18 protein-coding genes are annotated in these 21,078 nt (G+C 41.9%); 11 read left to right on the forward strand and 7 right to left on the reverse strand.

Features of this window, described 5'->3' with window-relative positions:
* Nucleotides 1-35: 35 nt before the first annotated feature.
* Entirely contained in the window at nucleotides 36-1,217 is a 1,182-nt protein-coding gene (locus tag E7303_RS01320; RefSeq protein ID WP_292143488.1) for a galactokinase, read from the reverse strand.
* 155 nt (nucleotides 1,218-1,372) lie between these two features.
* Complete coding sequence (locus tag E7303_RS01325) at nucleotides 1,373-2,032, reverse strand: hypothetical protein (protein ID WP_292143489.1); 660 nt, start codon at nucleotides 2,030-2,032, stop codon at nucleotides 1,373-1,375.
* Nucleotides 2,033-2,099: 67 nt separating this feature from the next.
* Between E7303_RS01325 and E7303_RS01330 the strand changes: the two genes are divergently transcribed.
* The 7 genes from E7303_RS01330 to E7303_RS01360 all read left to right on the forward strand — a co-directional run bounded on the left by E7303_RS01330 (nucleotide 2,100) and on the right by E7303_RS01360 (nucleotide 9,932).
* Nucleotides 2,100-3,716: a VanW family protein gene (locus E7303_RS01330; RefSeq protein WP_292143490.1), complete on the forward strand. Its 1,617-nt coding sequence runs from the start codon at nucleotides 2,100-2,102 to the stop codon at nucleotides 3,714-3,716.
* 14 nt (nucleotides 3,717-3,730) lie between these two features.
* Nucleotides 3,731-4,699 (forward strand): AIR synthase-related protein, encoded by a 969-nt coding sequence (locus E7303_RS01335; protein WP_292143491.1) that lies wholly within the window; start codon nucleotides 3,731-3,733, stop codon nucleotides 4,697-4,699.
* A gap of 26 nt (nucleotides 4,700-4,725) precedes the next feature.
* Entirely contained in the window at nucleotides 4,726-5,214 is a 489-nt protein-coding gene (locus E7303_RS01340; RefSeq protein ID WP_292143492.1) for an Lrp/AsnC family transcriptional regulator, read from the forward strand.
* The gene (locus E7303_RS01345) at nucleotides 5,211-6,368 is read left to right on the forward strand and encodes a pyridoxal phosphate-dependent aminotransferase (protein ID WP_292143493.1); all 1,158 of its coding nucleotides are present in this window, start codon (nucleotides 5,211-5,213) and stop codon (nucleotides 6,366-6,368) included. Before E7303_RS01340 ends, E7303_RS01345 begins: the two co-directional genes overlap by 4 nt.
* A 100-nt stretch (nucleotides 6,369-6,468) precedes the next feature.
* The gene (locus tag E7303_RS01350; protein ID WP_292143494.1) at nucleotides 6,469-7,440 is read left to right on the forward strand and encodes a family 43 glycosylhydrolase; all 972 of its coding nucleotides are present in this window, start codon (nucleotides 6,469-6,471) and stop codon (nucleotides 7,438-7,440) included.
* Nucleotides 7,437-8,990 (forward strand): glycoside hydrolase family 43 protein, encoded by a 1,554-nt coding sequence (locus tag E7303_RS01355; protein WP_292143495.1) that lies wholly within the window; start codon nucleotides 7,437-7,439, stop codon nucleotides 8,988-8,990. Before E7303_RS01350 ends, E7303_RS01355 begins: the two co-directional genes overlap by 4 nt.
* A 21-nt stretch (nucleotides 8,991-9,011) precedes the next feature.
* Nucleotides 9,012-9,932 carry an ArsR/SmtB family transcription factor gene (locus E7303_RS01360; RefSeq protein WP_292143496.1) on the forward strand — a complete coding sequence of 307 codons (921 nt, stop codon included), beginning with the start codon at nucleotides 9,012-9,014 and terminating at the stop codon, nucleotides 9,930-9,932.
* Between the two features lie 80 nt (nucleotides 9,933-10,012).
* Here E7303_RS01360 and E7303_RS01365 read toward each other — a convergent pair whose 3' ends face one another.
* The 5 genes from E7303_RS01365 to E7303_RS01385 all read right to left on the reverse strand — a co-directional run bounded on the left by E7303_RS01365 (nucleotide 10,013) and on the right by E7303_RS01385 (nucleotide 15,889).
* Nucleotides 10,013-10,909, reverse strand: coding sequence for a carbohydrate ABC transporter permease (locus E7303_RS01365; protein WP_292143497.1), 897 nt, complete (start codon nucleotides 10,907-10,909; stop codon nucleotides 10,013-10,015).
* 12 nt (nucleotides 10,910-10,921) lie between these two features.
* Nucleotides 10,922-11,839, reverse strand: a complete 918-nt coding sequence (locus E7303_RS01370) for a carbohydrate ABC transporter permease (protein WP_292143498.1) — start codon at nucleotides 11,837-11,839, stop codon at nucleotides 10,922-10,924.
* Between the two features lie 83 nt (nucleotides 11,840-11,922).
* Nucleotides 11,923-13,401: an ABC transporter substrate-binding protein gene (locus E7303_RS01375; protein WP_292143499.1), complete on the reverse strand. Its 1,479-nt coding sequence runs from the start codon at nucleotides 13,399-13,401 to the stop codon at nucleotides 11,923-11,925.
* A gap of 166 nt (nucleotides 13,402-13,567) precedes the next feature.
* Nucleotides 13,568-14,512, reverse strand: coding sequence for a 3'-5' exoribonuclease YhaM family protein (locus E7303_RS01380; protein ID WP_292143500.1), 945 nt, complete (start codon nucleotides 14,510-14,512; stop codon nucleotides 13,568-13,570).
* 27 nt (nucleotides 14,513-14,539) lie between these two features.
* Nucleotides 14,540-15,889, reverse strand: coding sequence for a S1C family serine protease (locus tag E7303_RS01385; protein WP_292143501.1), 1,350 nt, complete (start codon nucleotides 15,887-15,889; stop codon nucleotides 14,540-14,542).
* Nucleotides 15,890-16,022: 133 nt separating this feature from the next.
* Here E7303_RS01385 and E7303_RS01390 point away from each other — a divergent pair, with 133 nt between their 5' ends.
* From E7303_RS01390 to E7303_RS01405, 4 genes are read left to right on the forward strand one after another with little or no spacing between them, the layout of a single operon-like run.
* A complete protein-coding gene (locus tag E7303_RS01390; RefSeq protein WP_292143502.1) occupies nucleotides 16,023-18,422 on the forward strand; it encodes an endonuclease MutS2 in 2,400 nt (799 codons plus the stop codon).
* A gap of 15 nt (nucleotides 18,423-18,437) precedes the next feature.
* A complete protein-coding gene (locus tag E7303_RS01395) occupies nucleotides 18,438-19,139 on the forward strand; it encodes a response regulator transcription factor (protein ID WP_292143503.1) in 702 nt (233 codons plus the stop codon).
* Entirely contained in the window at nucleotides 19,140-20,576 is a 1,437-nt protein-coding gene (locus E7303_RS01400) for a HAMP domain-containing sensor histidine kinase (protein WP_292143504.1), read from the forward strand.
* A 5-nt stretch (nucleotides 20,577-20,581) separates the two neighbouring features.
* Nucleotides 20,582-21,076, forward strand: a complete 495-nt coding sequence (locus tag E7303_RS01405; protein WP_292143505.1) for a tRNA (cytidine(34)-2'-O)-methyltransferase — start codon at nucleotides 20,582-20,584, stop codon at nucleotides 21,074-21,076.
* The last annotated feature ends 2 nt before the right edge of the window (nucleotides 21,077-21,078 follow it).

Consider the following 21,078-nt stretch of genomic DNA (forward strand, 5'->3'; position numbering starts at 1 on the left):
GCTATATTTTGCTCCTGACATTATTAACAATCAGATCAGATAACTTCAGGGCCACCGCCGATTTCTACTGTATAGAATGTAGCTTCGTAGCCAATTTTGTTCTTGTAGTTCTCGCCGACTGTCTTTTTGAAGTTTTCGATTGCCTCATCTTTTACGATAGAAACTGTGCAGCCGCCAAAGCCGCCGCCTGTCATACGTGAGCCGATAACACCGGGAACCTTCCAGGCTTCTTCTGCAAGAGTATCAAGCTCAATGCCTGTTACATCATAGTCATCGCGAAGTGACTCATGTGACTGTCTCATAAGCTTTCCAAAGTGCTCAAGATCTCCATCCTTAAGGGCTTTAACGGCTTCAATAGTACGCTGGTTCTCGTATACTGCATGTTTAGCCTTTTTCTGCATATCAGGATCGGTTAAAAGAGCTTTATTAGCCTCGAACTCTTCGATAGAAAGATCGCCAAGTCCCTTGATATCAAGCTTTTTCTGAAGGATAGAAAGAGCTTCTTCACACATGCTGCGGCGAGCGTTGTACTGAGAATCTGTAAGTTTATGCTTTTTATTTGTGTTTGTAACGATAATCTTTGCACCTTCAAGTTTAATTGGTGCGTATTCAAAAGAAAGATCAGCTGTATCAAGGAAGATGGCACTGTTTTCCTTGCCCATTGCTACAGCGAACTGATCCATGATACCGCAGTTGCAGCCGTTGAAGTTGTTCTCAGAATACTGACCGATAAGAGCAAGCTCCTGGTTTGTTACTTCAAATCCATAGAGGTCTCTTAAAACAAAACCTGTAAGAACTTCAAGGGATGCAGATGATGAAAGTCCTGATCCGTTAGGAATGTTTCCGTAGATCACCATGTCAAAGCCTGTATCAAGCTTCATGCCTCTTTTTTCAAAGGCCCATACAACTCCCATAGGATAATTGGTCCAGCCTGCAGACTCTGAAGGAGCGATTGTGTCATCGAGGCAAAATGAAACAACACCAACTTTATCCTGATTTAAAGAAAAGAGCTGGATCATTCTGTCATCTCTTTTTGCAGCTGCTGCATAAGTACCGATGGTAAGAGCACAAGGGAAAACATGACCTCCGTTGTAGTCTGTATGTTCTCCTATAAGATTAACTCTGCCCGGAGCAAAGTATGCTTTTACATTTTCTTTTTTTCCATAAGCTTTCTCGAAGTTTTCAAGAACAGCTTTTTTCATTTCCTGATCGATCATATAACCTCCTTGGTTTTAACCAGACAAATATGTATTTTGTGACTATATATTACCCCTTTAAACTACTTATAATAAATATCTCTTTGTTTTATAAGCCTGTCAAAATGTTAAAAATAAAGCTCCCCTATTGTAATAGGAGAGCCGGAAAATAAATATCAAAAAGTTACAAGCGGAGCTTTTTTCTTTTGAGTGGGAGTCTCAACACCGAGCATGTTAAGAATCTGGTTTTTGCTTAATGAGTTTAGGTTTTTGGCAATTGGTATGAGACCATCGATCTTTTTCTGAATCTCTTCTTCATTCAGGCCAAGCTTTGTTTTGTACATGTCCACAAGAAGTCTGTAGGTTCCGGAGATATCGGTTCTTGTTTTAACGGCAAATTCCAAAACATTGGCAGCGTCTTCAAATCTTCCTGCATTATATAAAAGCTCTCCCCAGTTTTGCAGGGCACGCACTAAAGTGGTGTAATTCTGATCGTACTGGGTAAGTGAGGTAATATTGGCAGTTCCATATTCGAGCTTTAGATCGGTATTGCTGATTCCGGTGAAATTAACTATTTTTTCAAATTGCAGTGCCCTTAATTCATCTTCGGCTTTTTGAAGAGCTTCATTGTCTCCTGCAGTATCAAAGGGAAGCAGGTGGTAAGGAATATGCACATATTCAAGGTTTTCAAGACTTTTTCGCCTTACACTGTTGGCTTCGCGTTCTTTTTCCCAGAAGTCAGCTTCCTTTTTTTCAATCTTTCTGGATACCCTTCGCATGCTGATATTAAAAAAGACAGCAAGTATAATGAAACTTGCTAAAAAAGGTAATTTCATCTATAATATCCTTTCAGTTAACCGTAATAAGTTATGCTTATTTTCATCATAACACAGAGGAAGCATTATGAAAAAATTTTTTGGAGGATTGGTCCTCTTTTTGTCTTTTCTTGTAATCTGGCCAGGAACGCCTGTAGACGCTGCTGACTCTAAAACAATCGCAAGTGGTGTATATATTGGTTCGCTTGATGTTTCAGGAATGACTGTTGATGAGGCGGGGCAGGCAGTTTCGTCATTTGTTGAGAGCCAGAGAAATTCAGAAATAACGCTTACTGTTGGTGAAGATAAGAATCTTACGATATTTGGCTCTGATCTTGGAATAACATGGGAAAACACTGATGTTGTGAACGAGGCCTATGCCCTTGGACATCAGGGAAATATCATCCAGAGATATAAAGCCTTAAAAGATCTTGAGAAATCCAATCATGTTTTTGAAATCGAATATGGTTTTGATGATGAGGCTCTTGCAGCTATCATCGACAGATGCAGCAGCTCTTTTGACCAGGAAAAAGTTAACTACAGCTTGAAAAAGACAGATGAGGGCTTCGTAGTTACTGATGGCCAGACAGGTTATATTGTGGATAAAGAGGCATCTGCTTCTGTAATAAAGAGCTTTGTTCAAAATGAGCTCACACCGGAGAACACTACGATCACACTTTCTGTTAAGGAAGATAAGCCTCTTGGAAGTGCAGAGGATCTGGCAAAGGTAAAAGATGTTCTTGGTACCTTTACAACAAGCTATAAGACTTCAGGTGCTGCCAGAAGCGCCAATGTAGCAAATGGTTGTTCTCTCATAAATGGCACTACAGTTTATCCCGGAGAAGAGTTCTCCGTACTTGATACAATTACTCCATTTACTGAAGCAAATGGCTATTTCCCTGCAGGTTCTTATTTGAACGGACTTGTAGTTGAGAGTGTTGGAGGCGGTATTTGTCAGGTTTCTACTACACTTTATAATGCAGTTCTTTTGGCAGAGCTTGAAGTTACTGAGCGTCACAACCATTCAATGATAGTTACTTATGTAGAGCCTTCTGCAGATGCTGCCATAGCAGAATCCGGCGGAAAGAACTTTAAGTTTGTCAATAATACCGAGTATCCTATATATATTGAAGGATCAACAACATCTGACAAGCACATAACCTTTACGATATACGGGGTAGAGACAAGAGACGCCGGACGTAAGGTCAGCTTTAAGAGTGAAGTCCTTGAGACAACACCTGCTTCAGCAGATCAGTTCGTATGTGATGGATCACAGGCTATTGGCTATGTTGGAACACAGTCTGCCCACCTTGGATACAAGGCTCAGCTTTGGAAGATTGTAACTGAGAACGGCTCTGAAGTAAGCAGAGAAGTTATAAACAGCAGTAACTACAAAATGGTTCCTAAGATTGTAACAATTGGTACAGCAGGAGCTGATGAGACTGCAATGGCACAGATAAACACAGCAATAGCTACAGGTGATGTGGCTACCGTTAAGGCTGTTGCCGGTGCACTTGGTGCGGCCAGAAGTGCTGCAGGAACAGAAAATGAAGCTGCAGCAGCTCAGGCGGCAGCAGATGCTGTCAATGCGGCAAACGCTCAGCTTGCCCAGCAGCAGGCAGAGGCGCAGGCAGCGCAGGAAGCACAGCCGGCAGAGAGTGCTGAAGGAACAGATACTGCAGAAACTATACAGACAGAAGGCTGATCATTGGCAATTATATGAGAATTGGAAAAATTACTGAGAATGCTTTAAAGCGTTCAGTTTTAAAACTTATAAAAACAGAATTTAAAGAAAGAACAGGCGCAGCTGTAGGGGCAGACTGCGCTTTTTCTGAATCTAAAAAAGTATTTTCATCTGTAGCGACATATGCTTTGGATGCTAAAGAAGTTGGATATTATGCTGTGGTTAAGGCTGCAAATGGCCTGAGGGCGCAGGGAATTGTGCCAGACCACGTGGATGTAAGTATCCTCTTAAGCGAAGATATCGAAGAAAAGCGCTTAAAAGAAATAGTCAGGGACTGTATAGATGGCAGTAAGGCTGCGGGAACGGTATATGCCGGCGGTCACACAGAGGTTTCCACAGCAGTAAAAAGACCTGTCATCACAGCAACCTGCGTAGGGTATAAGGAAAATGATATTTCTTTTGGAAAGCCCAAAGCGGGACAGGCGCTTGTAATAAGCAAGTGGGTAGGCCTTGAGGGAACAGCTCTTTTGGCAAAAGAAAAAAAGCAGGAGCTTACAACTAAGTATCCGGCGCCCTTTATCAATGACGCTATAGATTTTAAAGAATATATGTCTGTAGAGTCAGAGGCTGCAGTCGCCATTAAGTCCGGAGTCAGTGCAGTTCATGATCTCTCAAATGGCGGAGTTTTTGCTTCTCTTTGGGAAATGGGAGAACGCGCAGGCTGTGGACTAAAAGTAAATTTGAAGAGCATACCTTTGAGGCAGGAAACAGTTGAGATCTGCGAGTTTTTTGAGATAAATCCTTATCAGCTTTTATCAGGTGGGGCGCTTCTTTTTGCCACAGATGACGGAGAAAAGCTTGTAGATGATCTTAAGAATGCGGGAATCCCCGCTTCTGTCATAGGTTTTTTGCAGGAAGGTAATAGAAAAGATATAATTAACGAAGATGAATCAAGGTTTTTGGAGATGCCACAGGCAGATGAGATCCATAAAATCCTTGGATAAAGATAATTTGGAGGAGCTTTTTGTTTATGAATACCAGAGAAGAGATATTAAGCATTATCGAGAAAAACAGCCGCATTGATGTACATGAACTCAGTGTTCTTCTGGGGGCGGAAGAGATACTTGTTGCCAATGAGCTGAAAGCTCTTGAAGATGAGGGCGTTATCTGCGGATATCACTCAATGATCGACTGGTCTAAGACCAACATAGAAAAGGTCAATGCCCTTATAGAGGTTAAGGTCACACCTACAAGAGGACAGGGCTTTGATAATATTGCAGAAAGAATTTACAAATATCCTGAGGTTACAAGCGTTTATCTTATGAGTGGCGGTTTTGACCTTATGGTTATAGTTGAAGGTAAATCTCTTTTGGAGGTTGCAGGCTTTGTGAATAACAAGCTTGCTACTTTGGATAACGTGCTTAGTACAGCGACACACTTCATCCTTAAGAAATATAAGGATCACGGAACTATTTTGACCAAAAAGTACGAAGACACAAGGGAGATCATTACACCATGAGAAATCCAATAGGAAAAAAGGTAGTAGACATCAAGCCTTCAGGGATCAGAAAGTTTTTTGATATTGTTCAGGAGACTGAGGGCGCTATATCTCTTGGTGTGGGCGAGCCTGATTTTGATACTCCATGGCACATAAGAGATGAGGGTATTTATTCCCTCGAAAAAGGAAGGACTTTCTATACATCCAACTCCGGACTTAAGGAGCTTAGACAGGAAGTTTCAAATTATATCAAAAGAACACAGGATGTAACTTATGATCCGATAAAAGAGATCTTCATTACAGTAGGTGGATCTGAGGCAATTGATCTGGCTCTTAGAGCTATGGTGGATCCGGGGGACGAAGTCCTTATTCCACAGCCAAGCTATGTTTCCTACGAGCCTTGCGCTATTTTGGCTGATGCGGTTCCTGTGATCATAGAGTTAAAAGAGGAAAACCAGTTCAGACTTACTGCAGAGGAAGTACTTGAGAAGGTTACTGACAAGACTAAGATCCTGGTTCTTCCATTCCCAAACAACCCAACAGGTGCAGTAATGGGAAAAGAAGACCTTGAAGCTATCGCAAAGGTTGTTATAGAAAAAGATCTTTTTGTTATCTCCGATGAGATATATAGCGAGCTTACTTACAATGGCAAGCATGTTTCAATTGTATCTCTCCCAGGAATGAAAGATAGAACAATTCTTATCAACGGTTTCTCCAAGGCTTATGCCATGACCGGTTGGAGACTTGGATACGCATGCGGACCGGAGGAGATCATGAAGCAGATGGTAAAGATACATCAGTTTGCCATCATGTGTGCTCCTACAACCAGCCAGTACGCTGCAGTTGAGGCCCTTAAAAACGGTGATGAAGATGTAAGGATCATGCGTGAGGAGTACAATCACAGAAGAAGATATCTTCTCAATGAGTTCAAGAGACTTGGACTTCCTTGCTTTGAGCCTTTTGGAGCCTTTTACGTATTCCCATCCATAAAGAAGTTTGGAATGAGCAGCGATGAGTTCTGTACAAGACTTCTAAAAGAGGAGAAGCTTGCTGTAGTTCCGGGAACCGCTTTTGGTGACTGCGGCGAGGGATTTATTCGTATTTCCTATGCATATTCTTTAGATAATTTAAAAATGGCTATGGAAAGGTTAGAACGTTTCCTAAAGAAAATTTGATATTTTCTAAAATATTTCAACACAATCTAAAATATTCGTTGACATGAAAATGCTCAGACTCTACAATTAATATAATAAAATATTTTAATTTGGAGTAAACATGAGCAAGAATAGTGAACTGAAATATAATGAACCATGGATAATGCAAAGAGCAGATCCGTATGTTTACAGGCATGTCGACGGAACCTACTATTTTACAGCATCTGTTCCGGCTTATGACAAGATAATACTTAGAAGATCTGATAGTCTGTCAGGACTCAAGGATGCTGAAGAAATCGAAATATGGCATATGCACGAAAGCGGAGTAATGGGTGCCCATATCTGGGCACCTGAGCTCCATTTTATTGATGGCGCGTGGTACATCTATTTTTCTGCCGGCAACAAGGAAGATAAATGGAAGATCAGGCCATACATTCTACAGTGCAAGGATGCCGATCCCATTACAGGAAAATGGAATGAACTTGGTAAGATACAGAGGGCAGATGGAGATGAATTCTCTTTTGAAGCCTTTTCTCTTGATGCAACTGTATTTGAGAATAAAGGCGATTATTACTATGTCTGGGCTGAGAAAGTCGGCGTTGGCAAACAGATAAGTAACCTTTATATCGCAAGAATGGAGACTCCCTGGAAGCTTGCCACAGTGCAGGTTTTACTTACAACCCCTGATTATGACTGGGAGAGGGTAGGATATTGGGTTAATGAGGGCCCGGCTGTCATTAAAAGAAATGGCAGGATCTTTTTGACATATTCTGCCAGTGACACAGGCGAGGCATATTGCATGGGAATGCTCACGGCATCTGAAGAAGACGACCTTCTTGACCCAAGAGTCTGGGAAAAAGAGAGATATCCAATCCTAAAGTCAGACGAGAAAAGAGGTATTTTTGGACCTGGACATAACAGCTTTACTGTTGATGAAGATGGCAGGGATATCTGTGTTTTCCATGCCAGAAACGAAAAGGTAATTGATGGTGATCCCCTTTATAATCCCGGCAGACACGCAAGGCTTATGCCTGTTATGTGGAATGATGAAGGAAAGCCTGTTTTGTCTTACGAAAATGGTGAACAAGAATGAATAGAAGAGTAGTTAAACTGGCTATAGCGTCGGCTTTAAGCCTTGTGACATTATCATGCGCGTCCTGTGGACAGGCTGCTGACAGGGGGATTCCGGAAGAGATGCCTATAGAGAATATAAATACCGGTTCAGTCAATACAGGAGGGTCTCTTCATGATCCGCAGGTCATAATCGGAGAAGACGGAACATATTACTGCTATGGAACACATATGACGGCAGCAACCTCCACTGACCTTATAAAATGGAATACCTGGGCTGATGGTGTAAATGGCTCAAATAAGATCTTTGATAATCTCATTGCAGAGCCTTTTGATGCTTTTTCATTTGTGGGAAAAAATGAGCAGAATGGTTATTCTGTCTGGGCTCCAAGTGTTATTTATAACAAGGCCACAGGAAAGTATATGATGTATTTTTGTACTACATCATCCTACATTAAGTCCAATATAGTAATAGCTACAGCAGATGATATAGGCGGTCCCTATCACTATGAGAAGACCATTATCTATTCAGGCTTTACTAAGCCTGATTTGGAACTTACCAATTATACAGATATCATGGGAGATGATATAAACGTAAGGAGTCGCTATATATCAGGTGGAGCCTATAATAACCAGCTCTGGCCTAATGCCATTGATCCGGCTATGTTTTACGATGAGAATGACAAGCTGTGGATGGTATATGGCTCATGGTCCGGTGGAATTTTCCTTTTGGAACTTGATGAACAGACAGGGGAACCGATTCACCCTGAGACCAATGACGATGAAGGCGTCGATGCTTATTTTGGCAAAAGACTTGTTGGCGGTTTCCACCATCCTATAGAAGGGCCATACATCCATTACGACAAAGACGCAGGTTATTACTATCTCTTTTTATCATATGGTAATCTCCAGATGGAGGGCGGATATCAGATCAGAGTATTCAGATCAAAGAATCCTGACGGACCATATGAGGATGCAACGGGTGCAACCCTTGGGATAAAAGATGACCTGAATAATTACAGCAGTTATGGCGTTAAGCTCATGGGCAATTACACTCTGCCAAGCCTTAACGTTACCTACATGGCTCCTGGTGGACAATCAACATTTGTAGATGGAGATGGAAAGCTTTACATAGTTTACCACCAGAGATTTAAGGAAAGCGGTGAATATCATGCGGTGAGAGTTCATCAGATGGCGATGAACGAAGATGGATGGCCGTGTATATTCCCTTTTGCTACAAATGGGGAAGCGCTCTCTGAGGAGGGATATACAACTGATTCTGTTTCTGGGACATTTTATGTTGTGGATCACGGACTGGAGGTTAATAATATCGTCAACGAGCCGGTTGAGTGTCAGTTTAAAGACGGGAATATAAGCGGCGGAATAACAGGAACTTATACCGTAAATGAAAAAACTAATTTCATAACAATTGAGTCAGAAGATGCTACATATCATGGTATAATGGTAAGGATGAGTGACGAGGCAGGAAACGATACGTTTTGTATAAGCGCTGTGGGCGATAATGATCACTCAATCTGGTGTGTGCAATATCTTAAAAATACCACTGAGTAATTATGAAAGAGAGTGTTTAAAATGTTACAGATTAGATCGATTGATGAAGGATTGGAGCTCTTTAAGGCTCTTGGATCTGATATAAGGGCAGAGATAATAAAGATTCTTCTTAATGAAGGCCCATTGAACATGAATGATCTGGCGAGCAGGCTCGGAATTACAAACGGAGCCCTTACCAGCCATATAAAAAAGCTTGAGGAATGTGGAGTTGTAACTGTATCTTCCGAAGCTCCAGGACATGGCAATCAGAAAGTTTGCTCCGTCCATTTGGATAAGATCCTTATAGAGCTTCAGGACAAGCCACAGGATGAAAATATCTACACTACAGATATCAAGGTTGGTCTTTTCTCTGATTACTCAGTATATCCAACATGCGGTCTTGCCAATTCAAGCAGACTTATAGGTGAAGTGGATGATACCAGATATTTTGCTCATCCCGACAGATTTGAGGCAGATATACTCTGGTTTACAAAGGGGTATGTGGAGTATCTTATTCCTAATTTTGTTCCAGCCAATCAGAAGATTGATGAGATATGTATTTCTGCTGAACTTAGCTCAGAAGCACCTGGAGTTAACAATGTGTGGCCATCAGATATTTACTTCTATCTGAATGAGACTCTTTTGGGAACATGGACATCTCCCGGAGATTTTGGAGATGTTAAAGGAATATTCACACCGGACTGGTGGTTCCCTAACTGGAATCAGTATGGAATGCTTAAGATGCTGGTGATCAACCACAAAGGAACATTCATTGATGGACTTAAGATATCCGATGTGACTATTGATCAGTTTAAACTAAGCTCAAAGAGCCCGCTTAAGCTTAAACTTGAAGTCCCTGATAATGCTGAACATGTAGGAGGACTTACAATATTCGGTAAGGGCTTTGGAAACTACAATCAGGATATAAATGTTAAGCTTGCCTATAGCCCTATAGAGCAGTAAAAGAGATAATAAAAACGCAATATAAAAGATGCCGGTCATGTAGAGATCGGCATCTTTTTATTGCGTATAATAAAAGCTATTTATTTGATTCCGCTGATGGCGATTGACTGGATTATCATTCTCTGGAACAGGAAGAACAGTACCAGAGTTGGCAGCATTGCAATAACGGAAGCCGCCATGATAAGCGCGTAGTCGCTCTGTATTGCGTAATATGAGTTAAATGAGCGGATAACTACCTGAAGTGTCCAGTTCTTTTCACTTCTAAGGAAAATCGTTGGAGCAAGGTAATCATTCCATATTCCCATAAACCAGAGCATAAGCTGTGTTCCAAGGGCTCCCTTCATAAGAGGAAGGAAGATCTTGTAATAAATCTTAAAGTAGTTACAGCCATCAATTTTGGCAGCGTCCATAAGGTCTGATGGTATGCTGTAAAGGTTCTGTCTTAAGAAGAATATCATGCTCACATTGCCAAAGCATCCCGGAATGATAAGCGGTGCAAGAGAGTTGGTCCAGTGAAGCTTGGTAAAAAGAACATACTGAGGAATCATTACAACGGCGAAAGGAATCATAATAGTGGCAAGGAGTGCCAGGAATAATATGTTCTTTCCTCTAAATTCCATTTTTGCAAAAGCAAATGCTGCCAGGGATGAAGTAAATCCACCTATCAGCAGAACAGGAATTTCAACCTTTATAGTATTGAATATACCTGTGATAAACTGTCCCTTCTTTAGGACCTCAGAGTATTTTCCTATGAGGATCGGATCTGGGAAAAGAGTTAGAGATCCGGACAGGATCTGATTCTTTGTCATAAATGATGTAGCGACCATGTATACCAGAGGGAAAACCATAGTCAGGGCGAAAAGAAACAGGATGATGAAGATGATTATGTTAAAAATCCGTTCCTTGGGAGTTGTGACGCGGTCTGTCTGGTAGTCTTTTTTGCCGGCTTTATTTTTGAATAATGCAGCTGTATCCATTTTCACACCTCCTTAGTCTATAGTTTTTACCCATTTATCCTGGCCCCAGAAGTTGATGGCCGTGATAATGAATATGATGATCGCAAGAATTACTGCAACGGCACTACCATAGCCAAGCTGTCCGTTTGTGAAGGCTTTTTCATACAGATAGAACACAACGGTTGCTGAGCTGTAGTTTGGTCCGCCGCTTGGAGTCATAACCTGAACTTCTACAAATACCTGGAAACCACCGATAAGTGAGGTAATGAGTACATAGAAGGTAACAGGGGATAAAAGAGGAAGAGTGATATTCCTGAATTTTTCCCATCCGTTTGCTCCGTCTATCATGGCAGCTTCATAGTAGTCCTGAGGGATATTCTGAAGTCCTGCGAGATAAAGGATGACTGTACCGCCAAGGCCTTTCCAGACCATGAAGATGATGAGGGATACTTTTACCATCTGTTCATCACCAAGCCAGTTAGGACCGTGCATTCCGGTAAGAAGCTTATAAATACCGTTTAAGAGACCGTAATCATAGTTAAATACCCATGCCCACAGGATTGAAACGGCTACAAGTGAAGAAACAACAGGGACATAGTACATTGTAGTGAGGAATCTTTTTCCCGGAATCTTTCTGTTAAGTCCCATGGCAATAAGGATTCCAAGTATCATTCCGATGGGGATACCGATCATGTAGATAATGGTTGTTCCCATTGATTTCCAAAACTTTACATCTGAAAAGATTTTTATGTAGTTCTGAAGTCCGACAATATTTCCCCACAGAGAGTTGATGCCGGTCCATTTACTTGTACTGGCAATTACTGCAAATACGATTGGATATGCCATGAAAAGCATAAATCCAATGAATGGAGGGGCGATAAAGAGCCATGCCCAGCGTTCCTCTCTTTTTGCCATGGCGGATCTTTGAATTTTAACTTTGTTTTTTGCCATATCTTGCTCCGATTTTAAACTTAAAGCCCCTCAGCAAAGTGCTATGAGGGGCTCTATGTATGTGCTTTTTATGTAATGCCCTTTTATTTTGTTGCAGAATTCTGAAGTTCTATAGCTTCATCAAGAGCTGCCTGCATTTCAGGCTCTACCTGGTTGAGATAATCCTGAACAGAGATATCACCATTCTTGATGTTGAATACACCTGACCAGAAAGGAGTGAACCACTCTGCATTGTATGTGTAATCTGTTTCCTGAAGGGCTGCTTCGTAGTGGTCGTTTCCATCAAAGTATCCGAAGATAACATCTACGTTTGAAGCGTAAGGAACAGTTCCGTTTGCTACAGCATCTTTGAATTCGCCATAAGCAAGATCAACAATGTTTGGAAGCTGAATTGAAGCGCCTGATGTGATACCTGAAACTTCTCTCTGTCCATCTGCATCAGTTGAAAGCTTAGCAACAAGTTCTGCGCAAAGGTCAGGATACTTTGTTGTTGCAGATACGCAGTATCCAACAGAACCCATCCATGTGTGGCTCTTGCCATCACCTGAAGGTCCAACAGGCCATCCGCAAAGGTTCCACTTATAAGGGAAAGTAGCATCATCCATGAATGCTGCAACATCCCATGTACCGCAGGCATAGAATGCAACCTGGCCATCAAGCCATCTCTGATATCCGCCAAGGGCTGTATCCTGCTCAACAGAAGGTGTAAGACCGTTCTTTGTAAGGTCTGTATAGAAAGTAAGAGCTTCTGTAAGCTGAGGGTTGTTTGCTACGTTAACTTTTGTCATATCGTCGTTTAAGAACTTAACGCCGTTAGAATAAAGGTAAGGAGTCATACCGAACTGGTCTGCATTTGCAACACCCCACTGATCGATCTCGCCGTCTCCGTCCTTATCAATTGTAAGGGCCTTGCAGACTTCGATGAACTCATCATATGTGTAAGGATTTTCAGGATCAGGATACTCAAGTCCTGCTGCATCGAAAAGATCCTGGTTGTATGCAAAAGCAAAGCATGAAAGATCCTTAGGGAAAGCATAAAGAGAACCACTTCCGATGTTGGTTCCGTCATATCTGTAGATTTCCTGAGTTGTTCCCCAGATGCTCTTTATTGTTGCATCATCAACATAGTCATCAAGAGGAAGAACATAACCATTATCAACATATGAACGAACTGCTGCAGGTCCAACATAGAATACATCAGGCATATCTCCGGCAGTCATGTTGGCGATCATCTTCTGGTTGTATTCATCCTGTGTTGTTACTTCAAATACAACTTCTTTTACCTGATCCTTGTGATCTGCAACGAACTGGTCAATAAGCTTCTGGTAGATAGCTTTTTCATGCTCCTGCATGTAGAGGAATACATGAATTGTCTGATCACCTTCACCTGTAACAGTTTCTGTTGTAGATTCGGACTGTGTTTCAGCAGCTCCTGAATCAGTAGCAGTCTGTGTGTCGGCGGTAGCTTCACCAGCTTCTTCAACTGTGGTTGTGGAACATCCAGCAAGGACACCGGCGCCCATAAGGCCGGCTAAGATAATACTTAGAACTTTCTTTTTCATAGTCAATCCTCCTAAAAAAATTGTACATACGAACATCTCTTTGTGACAATTTTACAAAGAGGAGGATTGACAGTCAATAGATATTTTAGATTAATCTTAAATATTTTAAATATTTGTCGTTTTATACAAAAAACTAAAGTTTTTTTTGTTAACCTATAAAAGAAGTTTACTCAATTTTGGTAGAGTAGATATTGGACTCAAAGAACTTATTGAATCCCTGCCAGCCTGGAGTAGTGATGTTTCCAAGGATCTCAGTGAAGGTTTCCATCTTAGCATCTGTGTTGTCAGCAAGGTTAAGTGCGACAGCTTCGATGATAGCAGGTTTCTTTGGAGAACCATATTCAAGCTCGCCGTGGTGGGCAAGTATGCAGTGCTGAAGTTCCTGCTTGAGAATAACAGGGAAGCCTTCGATTCCGCGGATCTTTTCTCCGACCATCTCGGTTCCCATTACAATATGACCAAGGAACTGGCCTTCGTCAGTGTAGTCATTTACTGGGTAGAGACTTAGCTCTTTTGTCTTACCGATATCATGGCAGATTGCAGCTGTTAAAAGAAGGTCTCTGTTAAGAGCCGGATATGCTGTGCAGTAGAAGTTACAGAGCTTTGTTACGCTGAGTGTGTGCTCTAAAAGTCCGCCGATGAAGCTGTGATGTACAGTCTTGGCAGCGCTGGATTTTCTGAAAGCAGTGATGAAAGCTTCATCCTGAATAAAGAATTCTTCCAGGAGCTTTTTGAGATATGGATTTCCAATAGTTCCGATTATTCCAAGGAGTTCTTTGTACATAACATCGATGTCCTTGGAAGAAACAGGAAGGTAGAGAGATGGATCATACTCGCCTTCGTGGCATTTTCTGGCTCTTTTTACATTGATCTGGAGAGCTCCGTTAAAGCTTGTTACTTCCCCAAATACATCGATGTAATCTGTGTCGTCAAATTCGTCTATTCCGTCGCTGTTTGGCTCCCAGATCTTGGCATCAATAGTGCCTGTCTTGTCCTGGAGAGTTACAGAGTAGTACTCTTTTCCGTTTTTGGTTGTTGCGCTGAGCTTGTGCTTGCACATGTAGATGTCCGCAATGCGGTCACCGGGGGTTAGATCTTTGATGAACTTCATTAAAAAACCTCATTTCTAATATTAAATCTATTTAGTTGTAGAGCTTGACATTGTTGCTTCTATCTCAAGTTCTATGTACTCATTAGGTGCCTGTCGCATGATCGTAATTGATATTACATCATCAGGGGAACAGCTCGCAAGCCTTGTTATAAGGTGGTCATAGGTATTGATATCATAACCGTTAAAAGAAGTGATGATATCGCCGCTTTGAAGACCGGCTCTCATGGCAGGAGATCCCATCTCGGTGCTTGATATGTAAGCTCCCGAAGGGAGATTCTGTGTATTCTGCATGTCGAGAGGAACTGTTGCGCCGTGGATTCCAAGATATGGTCTTGGCCTTGCGTTTGAAAGGTCTTCAATAAGTGGTTTTAGCTCAGTTATTCCAATGCCGCAGATCTGATTGCTCATACCTGTAGAATTGTGGGATGTATCTATTATTCCGATGACTTGTCCCTGTAAATTTATGAGAACACCGGTAGCATCGCTACTTCCGTAGATATCGGTAGTGATCAGCTTATAGCAGGAGTCTACAAGATTCATGGGACTCTTTTCTGAAGTGACAATTCCATAAGCTATTGAGTCCTGGATCCCTATAGGGCTGCCAACAGCAATAACAGGAGAACCGGTCAGGCTTCCGGCGCTGGAACTTCCAAGCTCTGCAGGAGAAATTGTCTGCCTTGTGCCCTCTGCAAGCTGTGTTCTGCGAACAGTAAGCACGCACTGCCCTGTAATGGTGTCGATCAGACTGATTTCAGCAGTTGCGGTAGCTCCATCACAGAAAGTTACACCGATTGACTCAGCATCAGACACAGATGCTGAAGGAACAAGAACATAAAGATTTGTGCCGTTGTCAGCAACTATGAGTCCGGAGGTGGAGCCTTTTGTCTCATAGGAATCCGTAAACCAGTTGGAGTCGCTTGAGATAGAAGTTACCTTTACGATGTTTTTCTCTACCTGAGTGGTAACCTTGCGAAGGGAAGTGATCATTTTTTCATAGTCGTAAGCGTCAAAAGAATAGGAGGCAATTGCCTGATCGATCTGATCCTTCTGACTCTCCTCAAGGCTTAAAGCTTCACTTGCGGCTATCTGATTGTCATCTGCAAACATTTCCTCAGGAGTCAGTTCTTCGCTTGGTTTTTCCTCTGGAAAGGATATCATTTCCGGTTCATTTTCGGGATAAAGTTTGTCGCTGAAAACCGGCTGAAGTATAAGGAATGTAAGACAAGCGACCATTCCGAATATAACTGCCAGTGAAACGGTGATGACCGTGCGACGCAGAAGTTTTTTTCTATTGATAGGACGTTGTTTTATCTTTTCACTGATAAAATCAGTGTTCGCCAGATTCTCATTTTTGTTATCTTCAGGATTAAGTGGCATTTCGTATTCCCCCAATAAACATTTAACTTATTATAGACGTTTTTATAGGTTAAATCTAGCCATGAGGGGGTATAAATGATAAACTGTACTTTGGGTAATTATGTAAAAAAGCATATGTTAAGGACTAGTATTTATGAACGCAAAAGCATTACACGTACTTGAGTACGATAAAATAATAGAAAAACTGGCGGATCACGCCACATCGGAGCCAGGAAGAAAGCTTTGCAAGGAGCTTGTTCCTTCTTCAGATATCAATGAGATAAGGAATAATCAGAAAAAGACCTCTGATGCTATTTCAAGAATATTCAAAAAAGGATCAACTTCTTTTGGAGATAACAGGAACTTTGAGGGAACTCTTAAGGCACTTAAGATAGGAAGTGCTCTTGAGCCGGTATCACTTCTAAGAATAGCTGCATTTCTCGACAATGTTAACAGGGTAAAGACCTATGGAAGACCTACAAGGGACGATGAAACAGGTGACTCCCTCACAGAGTCTTTTGAACTTCTTGAGCCACTTACTTTTGTGTCAGCTGAGATCAGAAGATGCATAGTGTCAGAGGATGAGATAAGCTCTGATGCAAGCCCTGCCCTCAAACATATCAGAAGGGGCATAATGCTCACCAATGACAGAATACATGAGCAGCTTGGCAGGATGCTGAATGGCTCAATGAGGACATATCTTCAGGATGCTGTTGTCACCATGAGGGACGGCAGGTACTGCATTCCCGTTAAGGCAGAGTACAAATCACAGATAAATGGTATTGTTCATGATCAGTCTTCATCCGGTTCAACTCTTTTTATAGAGCCGGCAGCAGTTGTAGAGCTTAACAATAAGCTCAGAGAAATGGGGCTTCAGGAAAGCGCAGAGATTGAAAAGATCCTGCTCGAACTCAGCCTTAAAGTTGCTGAGCATATAGATTCTATCAAGTACAACGCTGATATCATGACTGATCTTGATTTCATATTTGCCAAGGCTTCCTATGCACTTGAGATCAATGGAACAACACCTGTTTTCAATGACCAGCACGCATTTGATATCAAGAAGGGAAGACACCCTCTTATTGCAAAAGATAAGGTGGTTCCTATTGACGTATATGCCGGAAGAGATTTCGACATGCTCATTATCACAGGTCCAAACACAGGTGGTAAGACTGTTACCCTTAAGACGGTAGGTCTTTTGACACTTATGGGACAGGCCGGCCTTGCGATTCCTGCAGGAGATAAGTCAGAGCTGTCAGTGTTTAATGAGGTGTTTGCTGATATTGGAGATGAGCAGAGCATTGAACAGTCTCTTTCTACCTTCTCATCACATATGACCAATACAGTATCGATCCTTGAAAAAGCTGATGAGAATTCACTTTGTCTTTTTGATGAATTGGGAGCAGGTACTGACCCCACAGAGGGAGCGGCTCTTGCCATATCAATACTTAACGACCTGCACAGCAGAAGGATAAGGACACTTGCAACAACTCACTATAGCGAGCTTAAGGTTTATGCCCTTAACACTCCCGGAATTAAGAATGCCAGCTGTGAATTTGATGTAGAGTCACTGAAACCAACCTACAAGCTTCTTATCGGAATTCCCGGAAAGAGTAATGCTTTTGCCATCTCTTCAAAGCTTGGGCTTCCGGACAGGATAATCGAAGCCGCTAAGGAGCAGATCAGCACTGAGGATAAGCGCTTTGAAGATCTTTTGGCTGACCTGGAGAAGAGCAGAAAGATCATTGAGAATGAGCGACTTGAGATTTCCGAGTACAAAAAAGAAGTTGAGCAGCTTAAGTCTCAGCTTGAGGAAAAGACTGAAAAGCTCGACAGCCGCAAGGATGACATCATAAGAGAGGCCAACGAAGAAGCGAGAGCTATTTTGCAGGAAGCAAAGGATCTTGCTGATGAGACCATAAGGACTTTCAGAAAAGCAGGACCAAACGCGTCAATTCAGGACCTTGAGAGAGCAAGGACCAATGTCGGACAAAAGATATCTGACAAAAATAAGGCGATTTCCAAGAAGGCTGAAAAGGCAAAAGAAACTCATCCTATATTAAAAGAGTCTCAGCTTAAGCTCGGTGAGTCAGTAAAGATCGTATCCATGGGACTTAAAGGAACTATAAGCTCCAAGCCTGACAAGGATGGCAATCTCTATGTGCAGTGCGGAATCATGAGGACCAAAGCCAACATCAGGGATCTGGTTCTTATAAAGGATGATGATGCCAAGACAGCCATGAAGAAGTTCTATGGCAGGACAAGCGGAAGTTCAGGTTCAAAGATGGATCTTTCACGTGCTGCCAGCATCAGGACTGAGATAAATCTTATTGGTAAAAACAGCGACGATGCCATCGCAGCTCTTGATAAGTATCTGGATGACGCCTACATGTCACATCTTAACAATGTGAGAGTTGTTCATGGTAAGGGGTCAGGTATTCTGAGACAGGCGGTTCATAATTATTTGAAGGGCGTTCCTTACGTGAAGTCCTTTAAACTTGGGGAATTCGGCGAAGGCGATGCTGGTGTTACAATAGTAACTTTTATTAAATAAACTTTGGGGGAAAACATGGTTAGCAAACAGAAAATACTTATAGTAGACGATGATAATAATATTGCAGAGCTCATATCTTTGTATCTGGTAAAAGAGTGTTTTGAGACAAAGATATGTAATGACGGCGAATCTGCGATAAACACTTTTGACACATTTAAACCAAATCTTATTTTGCTTGATCTGATGCTTCCGGGAATTGATGGATACCAGGTCTGCAGAGAGATAAGGACCAGGTCACAGACTCCTATCATTATGCTTTCTGCAAAAGGTGAGGTGTTTGATAAGGTTCTTGGTCTTGAGATGGGCGCTGATGACTATATGGAAAAGCCCTTTGATTCAAAAGAACTGGTGGCAAGAGTAAAGGCGGTATTAAGGCGCTTTAAGCCTCAGGTTCAGGAAGTTCCTGAGTCTAATGACAAGGTAGTAAGATATCCTGATCTTGAGATCAATATGACCAACTATTCAGTAAATTACATGGGCGAGCGCGTGGATATGCCACCTAAGGAGCTTGAACTTTTATACTTCCTTGCAGCTTCGCCAAACCACGTGTTTACAAGAGAGCAGCTTCTTGATCAGATCTGGGGCTATGAATATGTTGGCGATACCAGAACTGTAGATGTACATATAAAAAGACTTCGTGAGAAATTAAGTGATCACGCGAACTGGCGTCTTGCAACAATCTGGGGAATAGGATACAAGTTTGAGGTAACAGAATAAATGAAGAGAACTATTTATCTGAAGTTTCTTCTTGCCTATCTTCTGTTTGGTGTGTTTGGGTTTGTTGTTGTTGCCACATTCGTTTACAGCATGACCTATGAGAGACTGCGAAGAGATAAAACTGACAACATGTATCAGGTTGCTACTCAGATTGCAAACACGTACGCAGCAGATCTTTACAATAGTGAAACTTCACTGGAAGCAGTACATACGCAAATGGTCACATTGTCCAAATACATGGACAATGAACCCATATGGATAATCAACCCTTCAGGCAGACTTGTCCTTGATTCGTCGAGAGTAATAGGGCCCGGAGATGAGATAGTGATAGATGGTTTTAATCCGTCTGTGCTCGGTGGGTCATACTATACGACCGGCAACTTCTGGGGCTCTTTTAACGAGGATGTCATAAGTGTGTTTGCGCCCATAACTGCCAACTATAAGGTTCAGGCATATGTTGTTATCCATGAACCTGTATCGGACCTGGTGGAATCGGCCAATGAATTTTTGAATATATCCTATCTGATGCTGATAGTTCTTTTCCTGTTGTCCCTGATAATCCTTATCTTTTTTACGGAGCTTGTATATATTCCCCTCAGAAAGATAACCAAGGCGACAGAGCAGTACGCAGCAGGAAACATGGGATATGAATTCTCGGTTGAGTCTGAAGATGAAATGGGATATCTGGCAGCATCTCTGTCTTATATGGCGGGCGAGATTGCGCGGGCAGAAGATGATCAAAAGAAATTTATTGCTAATGTTTCGCATGATTTCAGGTCTCCGCTTACATCTATCAGAGGATATCTGGTGGCAATGCAGGATGGCACGATCCCCCAGGAGATGCACGAGAGATACCTTGGAATTGTAATCAATGAAACGGACAGACTGACCAAACTTACCAATGAGCTTCTTACCTTGAACAACTTGAACACAAAGGGTATGATGCTCAACAAATCTGATTTTGATATAAACCAGACCATCAGAAAGGTCGCAGAGTCTTTTGAAGGAACCTGCAGAAATAAAAAGATTGCCATTGAGCTGATCCTTACAGATGAAAAGATGCTGGTAAATGCAGATGTGGATAAGATCCAGCAGGTGCTCTATAATCTTGTGGATAACGCCATAAAGTTCAGTCATCATGATTCATCCATCAAGATTGAAACTACAGAGAAACACAGCAAGGTTTTCGTTTCAGTCAAGGACAGCGGAATTGGAATTCCCAAAGAGGATCAGAAGCTTATTTTTGACAGATTCTATAAATCTGATTCTTCAAGAGGAAAGGATAAGAAGGGCACAGGCCTTGGCCTTTCTATCGTAAAAGAAATAATAAAGGCTCACGAAGAAAATATTAATGTTATCAGTACTCCGGGCGTTGGAACAGAGTTTATCTTTTCACTTCCAAAGTCTGCAGTAATGGATGCTGATGACGAGGAGTAATTTAAATGCATATAGTTTTACATCAGCCGGAGATACCACAGAACACCGGAAATATAGGAAGAACATGTGTTGCAACAAACACAAGTCTTCATCTTATTGAGCCACTTGGCTTTAGTATCAATGAAAAAGCCCTTAAAAGAGCAGGAATGGACTACTGGCCAAAGCTCGACGTTACCAAATATATTGACTACGAAGATTTCAAGGCAAAGCATCCCGGGGCTAAGATCTGGTATGCTACGACAAAGGCGAAACACTCTTATACCGATGTTTCTTTTGGCATGGATGACTTTATAATGTTCGGCAAAGAAAGCGCCGGAATCCCTGAGGAGATACTGGTGGACAACGAAGAAACCTGCATTCGAATCCCTATGGGAGAGAACATTAGGTCTTTGAACCTGTCTAATTCAGTAGCGATAGTTTTATATGAAGCTCTCAGGCAGAACGAGTTTAAAGGACTTGAGAGAGAAGGCGAACTTCACAGACTTCATTGGAAAGAGTGATG

This window comes from Butyrivibrio sp., from assembly GCF_015056685.1.
Taxonomy (GTDB): Bacteria; Bacillota; Clostridia; order Lachnospirales; family Lachnospiraceae; genus Butyrivibrio.